Origin of the sequence: Psychrobacter sp. L7 (genome assembly GCF_002810365.1) — a bacterium.
Classification (GTDB): domain Bacteria; phylum Pseudomonadota; class Gammaproteobacteria; order Pseudomonadales; family Moraxellaceae; genus Psychrobacter; species Psychrobacter celer.
Map to the genome: position 1 here is coordinate 182,657 of NZ_NEXR01000004.1, position 13,635 is coordinate 196,291.

Annotated in this window: 11 protein-coding genes; 3 read left to right on the forward strand and 8 right to left on the reverse strand. The window is 48.1% G+C overall.

What is annotated here, in order from left to right; genetic code table 11:
* Nucleotides 1–144: 144 nt before the first annotated feature.
* The 6 genes from CAP50_RS06710 to rpoD form a co-directional block, all read right to left on the reverse strand.
* Nucleotides 145–522, reverse strand: coding sequence for a YbeD family protein (locus tag CAP50_RS06710; protein ID WP_100749466.1), 378 nt, complete (start codon nt 520–522; stop codon nt 145–147).
* Nucleotides 523–603: 81 nt separating this feature from the next.
* The gene (locus CAP50_RS06715) at nt 604–1,302 is read right to left on the reverse strand and encodes a class I SAM-dependent DNA methyltransferase (RefSeq protein WP_100749467.1); all 699 of its coding nucleotides are present in this window, start codon (nt 1,300–1,302) and stop codon (nt 604–606) included.
* 126 nt (nt 1,303–1,428) lie between these two features.
* Nucleotides 1,429–2,076: a thiaminase II gene (tenA, locus tag CAP50_RS06720; protein ID WP_100749468.1), complete on the reverse strand. Its 648-nt coding sequence runs from the start codon at nt 2,074–2,076 to the stop codon at nt 1,429–1,431.
* Nucleotides 2,077–2,446: 370 nt separating this feature from the next.
* Entirely contained in the window at nt 2,447–3,037 is a 591-nt protein-coding gene (locus tag CAP50_RS12880; protein WP_100749469.1) for a TetR/AcrR family transcriptional regulator, read from the reverse strand.
* Nucleotides 3,024–4,271 carry a multidrug effflux MFS transporter gene (locus CAP50_RS06730; RefSeq protein WP_100749470.1) on the reverse strand — a complete coding sequence of 416 codons (1,248 nt, stop codon included), beginning with the start codon at nt 4,269–4,271 and terminating at the stop codon, nt 3,024–3,026. The genes CAP50_RS12880 and CAP50_RS06730 overlap by 14 nt, the downstream gene beginning before the upstream one ends.
* Nucleotides 4,272–4,568: 297 nt before the next feature.
* Entirely contained in the window at nt 4,569–6,491 is a 1,923-nt protein-coding gene (rpoD, locus tag CAP50_RS06735; protein ID WP_100749471.1) for an RNA polymerase sigma factor RpoD, read from the reverse strand.
* Nucleotides 6,492–6,764: 273 nt separating this feature from the next.
* Here rpoD and CAP50_RS12690 point away from each other — a divergent pair, with 273 nt between their 5' ends.
* A complete protein-coding gene (locus CAP50_RS12690; RefSeq protein WP_172953076.1) occupies nt 6,765–6,932 on the forward strand; it encodes a hypothetical protein in 168 nt (55 codons plus the stop codon).
* A gap of 204 nt (nt 6,933–7,136) precedes the next feature.
* On the opposite strand, the gene CAP50_RS06740 is transcribed toward CAP50_RS12690, so the two are convergent.
* The gene (locus CAP50_RS06740) at nt 7,137–9,284 is read right to left on the reverse strand and encodes a DNA primase (RefSeq protein WP_100749472.1); all 2,148 of its coding nucleotides are present in this window, start codon (nt 9,282–9,284) and stop codon (nt 7,137–7,139) included.
* A gap of 156 nt (nt 9,285–9,440) precedes the next feature.
* The gene (locus CAP50_RS06745; protein WP_100749473.1) at nt 9,441–10,610 is read right to left on the reverse strand and encodes an outer membrane protein assembly factor BamD; all 1,170 of its coding nucleotides are present in this window, start codon (nt 10,608–10,610) and stop codon (nt 9,441–9,443) included.
* 767 nt (nt 10,611–11,377) lie between these two features.
* Here CAP50_RS06745 and CAP50_RS06750 point away from each other — a divergent pair.
* Together CAP50_RS06750 and CAP50_RS06755 are read left to right on the forward strand one after the other, a co-directional pair.
* Nucleotides 11,378–12,586: an RluA family pseudouridine synthase gene (locus CAP50_RS06750; protein ID WP_100749564.1), complete on the forward strand. Its 1,209-nt coding sequence runs from the start codon at nt 11,378–11,380 to the stop codon at nt 12,584–12,586.
* 44 nt (nt 12,587–12,630) lie between these two features.
* A complete protein-coding gene (locus CAP50_RS06755) occupies nt 12,631–13,587 on the forward strand; it encodes a polyphenol oxidase family protein (RefSeq protein ID WP_100749474.1) in 957 nt (318 codons plus the stop codon).
* The last annotated feature ends 48 nt before the right edge of the window (nt 13,588–13,635 follow it).

Here is a 13,635-nt window from a genome sequence, read left to right on the forward strand (position 1 = left end):
CAGCTGCACGATGCGGATGCAGATTGTACAGCAGACCATAAAAAATCGCCACCCATATGAGTGACGATTTAGACGAAAAACGGACTGGTTTTTTTAAAAGTCCATCAGCTCGTCGGTTAGCAGCGCTTATCGTGACAAAAAGCCCTACAACACCATGCGGACGGTCTTGGCGCTATCAAGAGCAGCATACAGCGTGTTTACTTGCTCAGCCTCGGTCAGATACAGATTGACGCGTGCTGAGTGAAAGCGGCCTGTTTTTGAGGGTTTGACATCTATCGAGGCCAAATCAAAATCAGGGAACTGACTACCGAGGATAAGCTTGACTTCGTTAAGTAAGCTCTCATGCTCGCCTTCATGACCGATGATACTCATCGGGTAGTTCATCGGAAAGTCCCACAGCTCTGGGTTTTGGATATCGGTTTTTTTGCCTTTTAGCACACCGTCATTAGGGGTTAGGTCAGTGACATTGACCGCTCGGTGAGCAGTCGGGTTTTGGTCGTTATCTTTTGGGTCGTCACTCATAATGTTGCCTCGCTGTTATAAAAATACATTGTGCTGTTTATGATGGCGCAGCTGGTATTATTCAAGTGCCTCTGGCCACAGCTACTTTTTATAACCACAAATAGCCACATAATCACCGCGATCATACCCTTCGATGACCTCTTGTACTTGGTCATTTGCATACATAGGGTGGGTCAGTAGGGTCTGTGCGTACTGCAAGTCGGTAAAGCCATTGGCCTGCATCAGCTCGATTTTTTCATCAGAGGTGCGCCAATTGGCAGAGCGGACCAGCTCGATAGGATAGGGGTTGGCAGGGGAGATGTGCGCGAGCAGGGGATGCGCCCAGCTATCTACTGCACTGGCCAGATTGTAAAGACTGGCAAAACCGCTTTCTTTTGGTACGTCAATGAGGATAAGTTTGCCGCCAGTCTTTAGCGCGTCAAAGGCTTTTTTGATACATAAGTCCAAGTCGCTGATATAGCTGACACTGCCATTAAACATAATGATGTCAAATTTGTTGGGCGCAATCTCACTGGTTTCGGCAGGGCTGATATCTACTTGCAAGCCGCGCTTTTCAGCGATTTTTGCCATATCTGTTGACGGCTCGATGCCGTGTTTGATATGGATGTCATAATCCTTGGCCAGTAGCATCTCAAACAGACCGCTACCACAGCCGATAGACAGTATCTCGCTGTCCTTATCCAAAAAGTGCGCCACCAGCTTTAGCTCGCTGGCCAGTAAGTTTTGGTTGTCCAAAAACCAGCTGTCGTATGCGCTGGCATGCTCATCAAATGCTGCCATAAAATCTCTCCTTGAGGGTGGTTGTTGTTTTATTATCAATATTAAATAAAATGAATGTATAAGATACGATGCGAGTAGAACTATCGCTGATTTAAAGTCAATAAATCATACTATAAAAGGTACAGTCTAAGACAAGTCCAACGCCTGCTGCCAAAAATTGACTTCCATCCGTGCGGCGGTGTCAAATAAGCGCTGGAACTTATTGGCCTGTGCTGGGCTGGCATCTGCCAATAGCAGGTCAATCTGTGCTTCGTTTTGCGCGGTAATGGCCTGAAAGTCATCACTAGAAAAGACATCAATCCAAGGCTGATAAGGGTTGCCGGCGATAAATCCAGCTTCTTTAATGTGCTTGCCAATCTCTCCGTAACCCATCAGGCAAGGCGCAATCGCGGCATACAGCTCCGCCAGCGAGCCTGACATGGCCGCGTCTAATATATAGCGGCTGTAGGCGATGGTAACAGCAGATTCAGGCGCGTGCTCGACCTCGTGCAAAGGGATGTCCCAAAGACGGCAAAAGTCTAGATACATGCCGATCTCCATATCGAGCATGGCGTTTAGTCCTGCTTGACCGACGCGCATTTGTGCCAACGTGTCGCTCTTATACACGCTCAGCGCCATCACGCGAGCATAGTGAATTAAGTATAGGTAGTCTTGGACAAGGTAGTGGCGAAAGCTATCAGGGGCGAGGGTGCCGGCGGCCAATTGTTTGACAAAGTCATGCTGAATATAGTCATCCCACGTAGGGCAGCGGTGACGTAGTGTTTGGTAGTTCATGGTTTTTACTTACCTTTATAAAATACCAGTAAGCAAAGCGTAGGGCGCATAGGTGAAAAGACATGACTCATGTACCAGTCTAAATAATATAGATTGGCAAATTGTGGCGTCAATGTGACTTATATATCGGCACGCTTGTTTCCTACGTCAGTGCTAACTGCATCAGGTTCGCGGGTAACTCTCAGCCATGATTTTGATTGACGACAAAAAAATCAAAGCACCCCGACAAGGTTTGTTTTTAAGGTTTATTTTTTAATAATAACGATAAAATAGCGTTTAAAGTAAATCCGCTCTATGATAGGCGAGAACAGCCACCATTAGCAAGTGATGCTCAAATAACCATATATAAAAATGACCTAGATTTAAAAATCTATTTTTTTGTCAGCTGCTTAATAGCAGTGTGATAAAGCATGAGCATGGCTTTAAAACGCCGCTCATACAGTCCTTCTGCATACAGCAGCTCCACACTCAAGCTATCGATCACGCCCAGATACGCATCGGTATACAGCGCTAGCTGTGCAGAGTCGAGCTGATAAGGCTGCAGCGCTTGCTGTATTTGCTCAGTCAACGCGGCAATATAGACATTAAACGTCGCTGCACTGCTATCGGTCAGGTGTACAGGCGCCGCATAAGCCATGCGAATTAAAAACCGCAGGGTAATCGCACTTTCATAACGCGCTTCAAACGCGTGGCAATAAGCCTCGCCAGGCACAGAAGGCTCACTATCTGCTGCAAAGCATGATTTAACAAACGCGCACTCTGACTCGAGCGCGTCTTGTAGTAACTCTAAAAATATGGCTTCTTTGCTGGCAAAATGCGTATAAATCGAGGCTTTGCGGATACCCACAGCCTTGGCAATGTCACTGAGTGACGCGCCCTCATAGCCATGCATAAAAAAAAGCGCAAACGCGGCATCTATAATACGCAGCTTTGCGCTTGAGCGCGGTTTATGGCTTTGCATAAGCCTCCTCTAATGATGGAGTCGCGGCAGTGGTGTGTGGCTTTTGAGTCTTCAAGCCCAGATATACCAATGCCAAAATTATCGGTCCCATAGCCCCTAGCAAGAGCAACCAATATAACGTATGACTCTCGACCAATTGTCCAGCGATGGGTGTGGCAGTCGATGAGAGTAACATAGGAATGGCGCCCAATAAAGCCGCACTCGACCCCAAAGCGCTACGCTGTGAGTCCATCGCAATCGCCATCAATGTCGCCTCTAGTACGCCAAGACCGAAGAGTCCTAAAGCAATGCCAGTTACAATACCGATCAAACCCAGCGATAGTAGATAGGCTGCGATACAGACGGTACTGCCGAGCATCATGACCCCAGCGCCGATTAGGGCCAGATGCGATGACGATGTTTTTTTGACCAAATACGCGGTAGAGGATGCGCCCAAAATCAGACTGATGCTGGTCAAACCAAAGACAAAGCCAAATTGCTCTAGGCTCAGGCCGTAATCAGTTTGGTAGACATACGCAGAGCCGCCAATATAAGCAAACAAAAAGAAATACACCGCAGATAGAGCAAACAAATTAAAGACAAAGGTTTTGTTTGTTAAGATACCGACATAAATGCTCGTGATGTTTTTTATATTTAACTGAATACGCTGGTCTTTTGGTAAGGTTTCTTTGATTTGGATGAGAGTGTTGATAAGCACCAGCAGGCCCAATGCCGCCAAAATAAACATCACGCCGCGCCAGCCATGATGCGCGCCAACGATACCACCGATGGCGGGTGCCACAATGGGGCCAAGCGCCACAATGGTATTTAGTACTGCATAAATCTGCGCCGCTTTTGGCCCATCGACGAGATCACGCACCATGCTCATCACCACCACGATAGCCATCGACGCGCCAAGACCTTGCAGAATACGGGCAAAAATTAGGCTCTCGATGCTGTGCGACCACATCGCCCATACAGAAGCGCCGATATATGCGAGCAGCCCTATAAACAATGGTGTGATGCGCCCGATGGCGTCAGAGACAGGGCCAAAAACCAACTGCCCTAAGCCCATAAAGATGAGAAAAACGGTTAAAGTGATTTGAGTAGTGGCGTAGGAGGTCTGGAGGTCTCTTGCCATGTTTGGCATAGAAGCCAAGTACATATCAATCGCTGCTGGGCCGAGCGCCACGATGATGGCAAGAGAGATGACGGTTTGGGTACTGATGTGTTTTATATGCGTTTGCTGATTCATAAAATTGTACTATTCACTATTAAGTTGTATAACTACCGAACGGTAGGTAGTTATACGCTCAATAATACATAAAGGCAATAATTTTTTGAATTAAGTGCTTTTGAGAGGATAGATGATGAGATGCAAAGACGTTTTATTGATGAATGGGCAAAAGCTGTCTGATGTCCAACACCCCTAGAGCGACACAATGTGTAGACACAAAAAAAGCTGAGATATACTCAGCTTTTTTATGTTAGCAAGTTTAGTGTTAGCAAATACTCGAAATCTATTAGCTAGACTCCGTATATCCCTGATAACTTAGTCGTTCTCTAAAAAAGAGCGCAGATGCTCAGAGCGCGAAGGGTGGCGCAGTTTACGCAGGGCTTTTGCTTCGATCTGACGGATACGCTCACGGGTGACATCGAACTGCTTGCCGACTTCCTCTAGTGTGTGATCGGTTGGCATATCGATACCAAAGCGCATTTTTAACACGCGCGCTTCACGTTCGGTGAGATTGCCCAATACATCACGCGTGGCTTCTTGTAGGCCAGCTGCTGTGGCATCGTCAACAGGGCTTGAGATGGTACCATCTTCGATAAAGTCACCTAGGTGCGAGTCTTCGTCATCACCGATAGGCGTCTCCATCGAGATCGGCTCCTTGGCAATTTTGAGCACTTTACGGACTTTAACTTCGTCCATCTCTAAGCGTTCGCCTAGCTCCTCAGGCGTCGGCTCGCGTCCCATCTCCTGTAGCAGCTGACGTGAGACACGGTTTATCTTGTTGATGGTCTCAATCATGTGCACAGGGATACGGATGGTACGCGCTTGGTCAGCGATAGAGCGGGTAATCGCCTGACGAATCCACCATGTTGCATAGGTCGAAAACTTATAACCACGACGATATTCAAACTTATCGACCGCTTTCATCAGACCGATGTTACCTTCTTGAATTAAGTCCAAGAATTGTAGACCACGGTTGGTGTATTTTTTGGCGATAGAGATGACCAGACGCAGGTTGGCCTCGACCATCTCTTTTTTGGCGCGGCGCGCTTTTGCTTCACCGACGGCCATACGGCGGGCAACGTCTTTCATATCGTGGATTTTCATGTCGAGCTTCTGCTCGTAGTCACGAATGCGGCGCTGCAATAAAATTACATCGTCGGCGACTTTTTCTAGGGTGCCGGCAAACGCAGGTTTACCTTTGATACGCTCAATGAGCCAATCGACGTTGGTTTCGTTGCTAGGGAAGGTCTTACGGAACTCGTCACGCGGCATACGACCACGGCGAATCACCAAACGCATGATTTGGCGCTCCAGCTTACGCACATCGTCATAGACATCGTGCATGATGGCCATGACTTGATCTGATAGGCGGTTATTGAGCTTGAGCATCATAAAACGCTCAGCCAATAGCGCATAGGCAGCATCTGCTTCGACACTACCACGGCCATAATCAAGCAAGGCTTGTTTGGCTTTGATAAATAAGTGCTCGATCTCTTCTAGGCGCAGACGGACTTCTTCTGGATCAAGGCCGCTGGTTTCTTCTTCCGCTTCTTCCTCGACGTCGTCTTCGTCTTCTTCATCGTCGTCATCTAATGCCAGTTTGGCATTGGTTTTTGCTTTGATAGGTGGCGGGTTTTCTTTTTCTTCTTTGATGCGCTCGCGCTCTTCTTTTGCTGCGTCTTTGGCTTCTTGCGCGGCGATTTTGTCCTCTTCGGTTTCAGGGTCTAAAAACCCTGTGATGACATCAGAGAGTTTTTTTTCGCCATCTTGGACTTTTTGATACTCGTCAAGGACGAACTGCACCGTACCCGGCCAGTAAGCCATGGCATGCTGCACGTCGCGGATACCTTCTTCGATACGCTTGGCGATGGCAATCTCGCCTTCGCGGGTCAACAGATCGACCGTACCCATCTCGCGCATATACATACGCACCGGGTCAGTGGTACGACCAGGCTCAGTCTCAACAGAGGCGAGTACAGCCGCTGCTTCGTCTGCTGCCATGTCATCATCACTTGAATCATCGTTCATCAAGATGTCATCGGCATCAGGCGCAGATTCGAAGATTTTGATACCAACGTCTGTCAGCATTTGCACAATATCTTCGATTTGATCGCTTTCGGTAATAGAGTCTGGCAGTTGGTCATTCACCTCAGCATAGGTTAGATACCCCTGCTCTTTACCCATTTGGATTAAGGTGGCCAGTTGAGATGTGGACTTGGAAACTGACTTATCGTTCATAAATACTCGCTTACTTGCATCGGACATTTTTATATTGTGACTCACTATCGCTTACGGGGTGCGTTGATCTTATCAATGGAATGATCAAAATAGGGCGTAGAGGTTGTCAATAATATCAAAAATGAGTGGATATGAATAAAGGCTCAAAACACTACAATAATTTTGCTAAAAACAGCTAAAAACTCAAAAAACGTCAAGTGTTAAAACAAGACGTAATATCGGTACTAGGACATACCCTCAATTCAGTCGATAGTCACATAAATGGGCTAAAAAATGAGAATGCGCCCTAAAATCTATCTAAAGACACCTGCCAATCGGCAGATAGCAAACAAGGCTGTCAATACGCAGCGCCACAGTTTACCACAGACCGCAGTCATCAAGCACGAGGTAGTGATGGTGGCCAACGGTTTTTTACCGATTATTTGCGGTCTTTTTATTTAGCCGCTCATCAAGTCGTGCGCCGGCTATTTGGCATAATCACTAGTAGTGGGGGCGGCGGCCTTGCTTTTAAAGGGGATGTGCTTTTTTAATAAAAACCAGCGGTCTTTAGTAGGTCTAATTATTATTTTAAAGAGGCATTTTTAAATGCCATTATTTTTAAAAATGACATTTTCAAAGCTGTCATCCCCCATACATCAATCAACCCTAGACCGTGGTCATCTGTGCTGACTGCTCTGCTTGCTGCGCGCGTAGCCAGTCATTTAGCAGCTGGGTCTGCTTACGGACAATCGCCAGCTTGATATGGTCAGGGTTTTTTATCAAATCTTGTATTTTTTTCTTCATGCTGCGCTCAAGTAGCTGGCTGACCAGCTCTTCAATGAGACCATCGAGGCTTAAGATATTGCGAGCCGTCAAGGCGCGATAAAAACCGCTCCAGCTACGGCTTAGGTTTTCTTGCGTGCCGGGCTGGACATTGGACATGACAAAATGAGCTGCCGCGTTTACATCTGCAGGCAAGTACTTTAAGCAGCGCGTGATGGTACTGACAATATCCAGCAATTCGTTATCTTGCAAGTCTTGCCACGCCAAAGGCCGCAGGGTATCGGCTGAGGTTTTTTGTCTGATATGGGCAGGTAGCTGTAAATCATGAATACCTGCCTGCCGCCAAATCGACTCTATCGGGTCATCGAGCAACGCCCGCGGCTGAAACAAAAAACACAGCTGCAACTGCTGGCTGATGGTCATCTCACCATCAAAATCTAGCAGCGCGTCTTTGGCGTCTTTGTTTTGGTTGCGTCTGCCGCCAAGCTTTTGGTAAATATCGTTGTTTAGCAAGTAACGAAAGCTACTGCCTTTAGGCAATGCCGCGGTCAATGAGCGTACTTGCGACATCAGCTTGGCTTTGCCTTCTGCCAAGGATAAATCGTGGCGCTCACTGAGATAGGCAAAAATATACTGCGACAATGGCATGGCGTTTATGATTTGCTCGCGCATGGCATCGCTGCCCTGAGCCTTGATAAAGGTATCAGGATCATGGCCATTGGGCAGGGTCAAAAAGCGCAGCTCTTTGTCGTCACTGAGTACCGGCAGTGCTACCTCAAGGGTGCGCCAAGCCGCTTTTTGTCCTGCGCTATCGCCATCGAAGCTCAGGGTGAGGGTCGGGTTGAGCGTTAGTAATCGCGATATCTGGCTTTCATTAATGGCGGTGCCCATGGACGCCACCGCGCCATAGATGCCAGCTTGGTAGAGGGCTATGACATCCATATAGCCTTCGACCACCAGCCAGCTGTCGGCGCGCTGCTGGCGAGACTCATAGTAACCATATAGCACATGCTGCTTATGGAATACAGGCGAGTCTGAGGAGTTGATGTATTTGGGTTTTACCTCGTCATCGAGCGCTCGACCGCCAAAGCCGATGGTGCGCCCTTGGTTGTCTCGAATCGGAAAAATCACTCGATCACGTAGTAGGTCGTAGTCGCGGCCAGACTCAGACTGCCGCACCAGTCCTAGGGCTTTTAGGCCTTCGATATCCTGCGGGAACTGATGTTCAAGGTGCTGCCAGCCAAAGGGCGCGTAGCCAAGACCAAAGGTCTCAAATGTATCTTCTGTGATACCGCGTGACAAAAAATAATGCTTGGCATGCGGATGTGTGGTCAAATTGCGCTGATAAAACTGCTGGATTTGTTCGAGCAGGTCGTACAAGTTGCCTTCTTGGTCAAGCGCCCCGTCATTGATACTGTTGACACTATCAAAACCCATGCCACTATCTGAGTCGCTTAGCCAAGCGGGCGGGTAGCTGGCGTCGTTTGGGTAGTCTGAGCCATAGTCCTCTGCTGCATAAGGGGCCAAGTCATAGGCTGCTAAGGGTGGATAATCGTCATAGCCATGGCGAGCTTGGTCGGGCTGTTCGGCATAGTGGGTATGGTTTGCTTGCTCTTGATTATCAAAAGACCTATGTGGTGACGAGGGGTTGTCAGCTTGTGACTTGCTAATTGGCCGCGCCGCTGATTTAGTAGTAGGCGGCTGCTTGGTGCGCTGATAGCTCACATTTCGCTGTTCTTCTTGCGGGACTTCAATGCCCGTTTGTTTGGATAGCTCATTGACCGCCTCAATAAAGGTAAGGCTCTCATAATCACGCAAAAAACTGATGGCATTGCCACCGACACCACAGCCAAAGCAGTGATAGATGTTTTTTTGTGGATTGACATAAAACGACGGCGATTTTTCGCCATGAAAGGGGCAGCAGCCTTTATACTCATTACCTGCACGTTTGAGCGTGGTATGACGACCAATGATGCTGATCAAGTCAGCTTGGCTGTTTAGTTGCTCAAGGATATGGTTAGGGATGCTCATACAAAAAACAGTTTACCATAGGTCAGTGGTTTTGATGGATATATGTGTCTATATGCGTTTATGCGCGTCTGGCTATCATACAAAAACAGAAAAATAAGGCCAACAATGTGTTGACCTTATTTTATGATGTCAGAGACTGTGGGCTAAAAAAACAGCCTACTCTACGGGTGTCGTACGGCGTACTGGATTGGTGTTTTGCGGATCGACGTTTGCTTCTCTGGCGGTAGAGCCTGTGCTGGCTTGATCGGTCACGCGCTCCGTTTCAGCTTCAGGTAAGCCCAGACCTATATTGATACCGCGATTACGGGTAGGCGCGCTGCTAGTCGATGCGCTGCTTGGCGCTGTATTGGTATTTGCTGTGTTGTTCGCGGGCAATCTGAGCTGATGGGCATTGCGCACTAATTGGGTTTTGGTTGCGCCATTGTATTCACCTGTCGCCACCGAGGTGTCTTTCATGCCTGAGCGTCCAAGCTGACCAAAGGTAAACTTATTAAACCAGCTACGGTCGCGTTTGGTGCTTAGCTTCACGCGGCCATCACGAGTCAGCCACGTGGGGTAGTTGATCTGCAACAGTGTCTTATATTCACTTGCCAAGTCGGTCATGCCAAGCTTGTCATAGCTATACGCAAGGACAGCGATGGCTTCTGGAATAGATTCGCTGAGTGGATAGTATTGAAACACCCATTTGGCACGGTTGGCTGCTGCCACATAGGCTTCGCGCTCGATATACCAGCTGGCTGCACTCATCTCACTTTCGGCAAACTGATTATAAATAAACGTCATGCGCTGCACGGCATCTGGCGTATATGGGCTGTTTGGGTATTTGTTGATAAGCTCTTGAAAATTGGCAAAGGCCAGACGGAAATAGGCCGTATCACGTTCGGCTTGATTGAGCTTAAACAGCTTAAGACCCTCAGATGAGCCTTGCATATTGGCGACGCCGCGCACATAGTAAGCGTAACTGACCTGTGGGTTAGAAGGATACAGACGAATAAACTGCTCAGCACTGGCCGCCGCCATCTCATATTTGCCGCTTTCGTATTGGGCATACATCATGTCGAGCAGCGCTTGCTCTGCATACTGACCGGTGGGATAAAAAGTGCGCAAATTGGTCAAATCTTCGATCGCTTGAGTATAGCGTCCTTTATCAATCTGAGTAATCGCATCGTTATAGTAAGCTTGCTCGGATTTTTCTGCCGTTTCTACCGCGTCGACGTCTTTGCCGCCAGTCAGATTTTTAAAGGTCTGACAACCTACAAGATTTACGCTCAGCGCCAGTAGGGTGATTGAGGACAGTTTGATAAACGTATTGCCAACAGCTTGCATACTTTTTCTCCGACACAGGACGCATAATAGTAGCGGCGCTACCATGCTATATAATATAAAAGGTTAATAATAAAAAACGATGCTTAGGCACCGGCTCATGGTCTGTTATTGAGCATGCCAATATCAAAAGACAGCCCCATAGCATACAGCAAAATATGGTTTACTTTATATAATAACTTGTGCTTCGTCTATGGTTTATCTTTATGCTCATCACCATACATGCCATGTTTTGGCGGCTGCGTGCTTGTGCTGCGCCTGCTCGACACCGACAATATAGCAGACCCTCGATGATTTTTGCAGTTTAGCATGAGCGGCCTTAGCGAGCGATAAGCAATATCCCTGACGATGGTAAATATACAGTAAATTACAGCCATGTTATATTTCAGAGAGTTAAGCGATATTGCTGACTGACCTATGAGGCGCAAAATCTGACAGATACTGTACTGCATCTATAGGGCTTAGGCGCTGAGCATGATACACTATGATGATATTGTTTTTGCTTTTTTTTGTGAGGTCAGTGCTTTGGTGATAGTCGATACACTTTAAAAATGACATATTATTTTGAACGAACGATAGCCTGTAACAGGCAGTTAATATAGGGCTTTATCAGAGTATCTGAGCCAAAGTATATCCACAGTAAATAAAGAAAGCAGATAAAGACCGCCTGACAAAATCGACTTATCGGCCTATGTCAGCGGTATGACCATATGATGAATAATGATGCTATGACAAACCCTTCCACCCATCCAATATCGAATCACTCGCTCATGACTGATTCAACAGCGCAAGAGTCACCTAACCCGATGCCAAATGATGTTTTGAATGATAGTAAGCCAACTGATGACACGCAGATGACACTCAATGAGCCGTTACATGCTAGTGTAGCAGCAGAGGACGCAGAGCCCGAAGACAGCGAGATATTCGCGTATGAAGAGGGCGATGACAGCGATGACAGCGACAATGGTGATGTCATTGACGATAGTGAGGATGATGATGCGCCAGCCGCTGACCAAGCCGTGGTGAATGTGACCCATACTGTCACAGAAGATGAGGCTGGTCTGCGTATTGATAAGCTGGCTTCTCAAGTCTTTACGGATTTTTCGCGAGTGCAGTTACAAGGCTGGATCAGTGATGGTAGCCTGCTACACAATGGCCAAGTCCAAAAACCCAAAATACGTGTCAAAGCTGAAGATGTGCTACATCTGTCCACGACTTTGCAGCAGCACAGCGAAGATCAACCAGAGAATATCGCCATCGATGTCGTCTACGAAGATGATGATGTGCTGGTGATTGACAAGCCTGTCGGTATGGTTGTCCACCCTGGCGCGGGCAATCAGACGGGCACCTTGGTCAATGCGTTACTGTATCATTATCCTCAGCAGCACCATCTGCCGCGTGCAGGTCTGGTGCACCGTATCGATAAAGACACCTCAGGGCTACTACTGATAGGAAAAACCAAACCTGCCCAAATGGCCTTGATGGAACAGTTAAAAGACAAGTCTGTCTATCGTCATTATCAGTGCGTGGTCGCAGGAGATGCGGCAAGCCTGCTACGTCATCGCCGTATCGATGCGCCAATCGGTCGCCACCGTAATCAGCGTACAAAAATGACTGTGATGACAGCAGGGCGTGAGGCGGTCACTCATTTGTTAGAGGTGACCCCGCTGAATGAAAACTACTGTCTATTAGACGTCGGTCTGGAGACGGGTCGTACTCACCAAATACGTGTGCATTTGAGTCATATTACTTATCCGATAGTTGGTGACCGTGTCTATGGCGGGCGTCGTCAATTACGCGCAGGTTTAAGCGATGCCCAGCGTCAAGCGATTAGTAGCTTTCCGCGTCAGGCTTTGCACGCCTATGCGTTAGGGTTCGTCCATCCGACCACAGGCGAGGATATCGAAGTCACCACACCGCTGCCAGAAGACATGCAAACGCTTATTTCGGTATTAAGTGATGGTTACGATGACGAGTAACCGTCATACTATTGTTAACGCGTGCTAAGAGACAGGAAGCTGCTATGACAAAAAACCTGCCAATGACAGTGCTGGCACACATTGATGATGTGGTGGTCTTTCAAACGGCCGCTTGTCTTGAGACAGATACAGATATTAGTAGTGATTTATATCAAAGCCAGCAATCAACTGCTCAGGCAAACTACGGTGCGCTGAATTTAGGCCTGCATGTCAATGATCATGCAGTTAGGGTACTAGGCAACCGCATGCGCGTATTGGCAGCCATCAACGAGCAGCTCAGGCCAGTTGACGCTTTAGCGACTGACCGTGCCCAAGGCCGCTATATTAAGCGTTTGCATTGGGTCGATCAGGTTCATGGCAAGCATATTTATGATGTCGATGCTTGTCCGCTAAGTATGCAGCCCGCGGCAGCGGACGCCATGGTCAGTCAACAAGCAGGGTTAGGGCTGGCTATCATGACCGCTGACTGTGTGCCTGTGGTACTGTACCAACCCACCAGTGGTCAGATTGCTGCGATTCATGCTGGTTGGCAAGGGCTGGCGGGCGGTGTCATTCCAGCGGCGGTGCAGTGCTTTACGCAGGCAGGAGAAATTCAGGCGTGGATAGGGGTGTGTATCAGCCAAGCCAACTACGAAGTAGACAGCCGCGTGCGAGACAAGCTACTGGCAGGATGCCGAGACAGTCAGGCATTACCTGCGCATACCCTAAGCGGTACGGAGCGTTTTGATCAGTTGTATGTGGCCACGTCAGCGGCGCATCAAACCACCGATTCTGCTGCCTGTAAAGATAAGATCACACTAGATTTGCCTAAGATAGCCGCCGACCAGCTCAGCCATGCGGGCGTGAACCTAGCAAACAAAGCGCCGATTAGCTGCAGCTATGCCGACTCGCACTATTACTCCTATCGTCGGCAAACCCACTTGCAGCAGCCTGCGACTGGGCGGATGGCGCTGATTATCGTGCGTGGCGCTGTGAGCCATACGGGCAGCGAGATGTCATAGACGATACGCTGTTTAATTGGTCACTGATTTGGCCTTTATTTATTTTCG

Coding starts and splice junctions, on each gene's coding strand:
- CAP50_RS06715 (WP_100749467.1), bottom strand. CDS start 1,302: ATGGCAGCATTTGATGAGCATGCCAGCGCATACGACAGCTGGTTTTTG.
- CAP50_RS12880 (WP_100749469.1), bottom strand. CDS start 3,037: ATGCAAAGCCATAAACCGCGCTCAAGCGCAAAGCTGCGTATTATAGAT.
- CAP50_RS06710 (WP_100749466.1), bottom strand. CDS start 522: ATGAGTGACGACCCAAAAGATAACGACCAAAACCCGACTGCTCACCGA.
- rpoD (WP_100749471.1), bottom strand. CDS start 6,491: ATGAACGATAAGTCAGTTTCCAAGTCCACATCTCAACTGGCCACCTTA.
- CAP50_RS06755 (WP_100749474.1), top strand. CDS start 12,631: ATGACAAAAAACCTGCCAATGACAGTGCTGGCACACATTGATGATGTG.
- CAP50_RS06745 (WP_100749473.1), bottom strand. CDS start 10,610: ATGCAAGCTGTTGGCAATACGTTTATCAAACTGTCCTCAATCACCCTA.
- CAP50_RS06740 (WP_100749472.1), bottom strand. CDS start 9,284: ATGAGCATCCCTAACCATATCCTTGAGCAACTAAACAGCCAAGCTGAC.
- CAP50_RS06750 (WP_100749564.1), top strand. CDS start 11,378: ATGACTGATTCAACAGCGCAAGAGTCACCTAACCCGATGCCAAATGAT.
- CAP50_RS12690 (WP_172953076.1), top strand. CDS start 6,765: ATGAGAATGCGCCCTAAAATCTATCTAAAGACACCTGCCAATCGGCAG.
- tenA (WP_100749468.1), bottom strand. CDS start 2,076: ATGAACTACCAAACACTACGTCACCGCTGCCCTACGTGGGATGACTAT.
- CAP50_RS06730 (WP_100749470.1), bottom strand. CDS start 4,271: ATGAATCAGCAAACGCATATAAAACACATCAGTACCCAAACCGTCATC.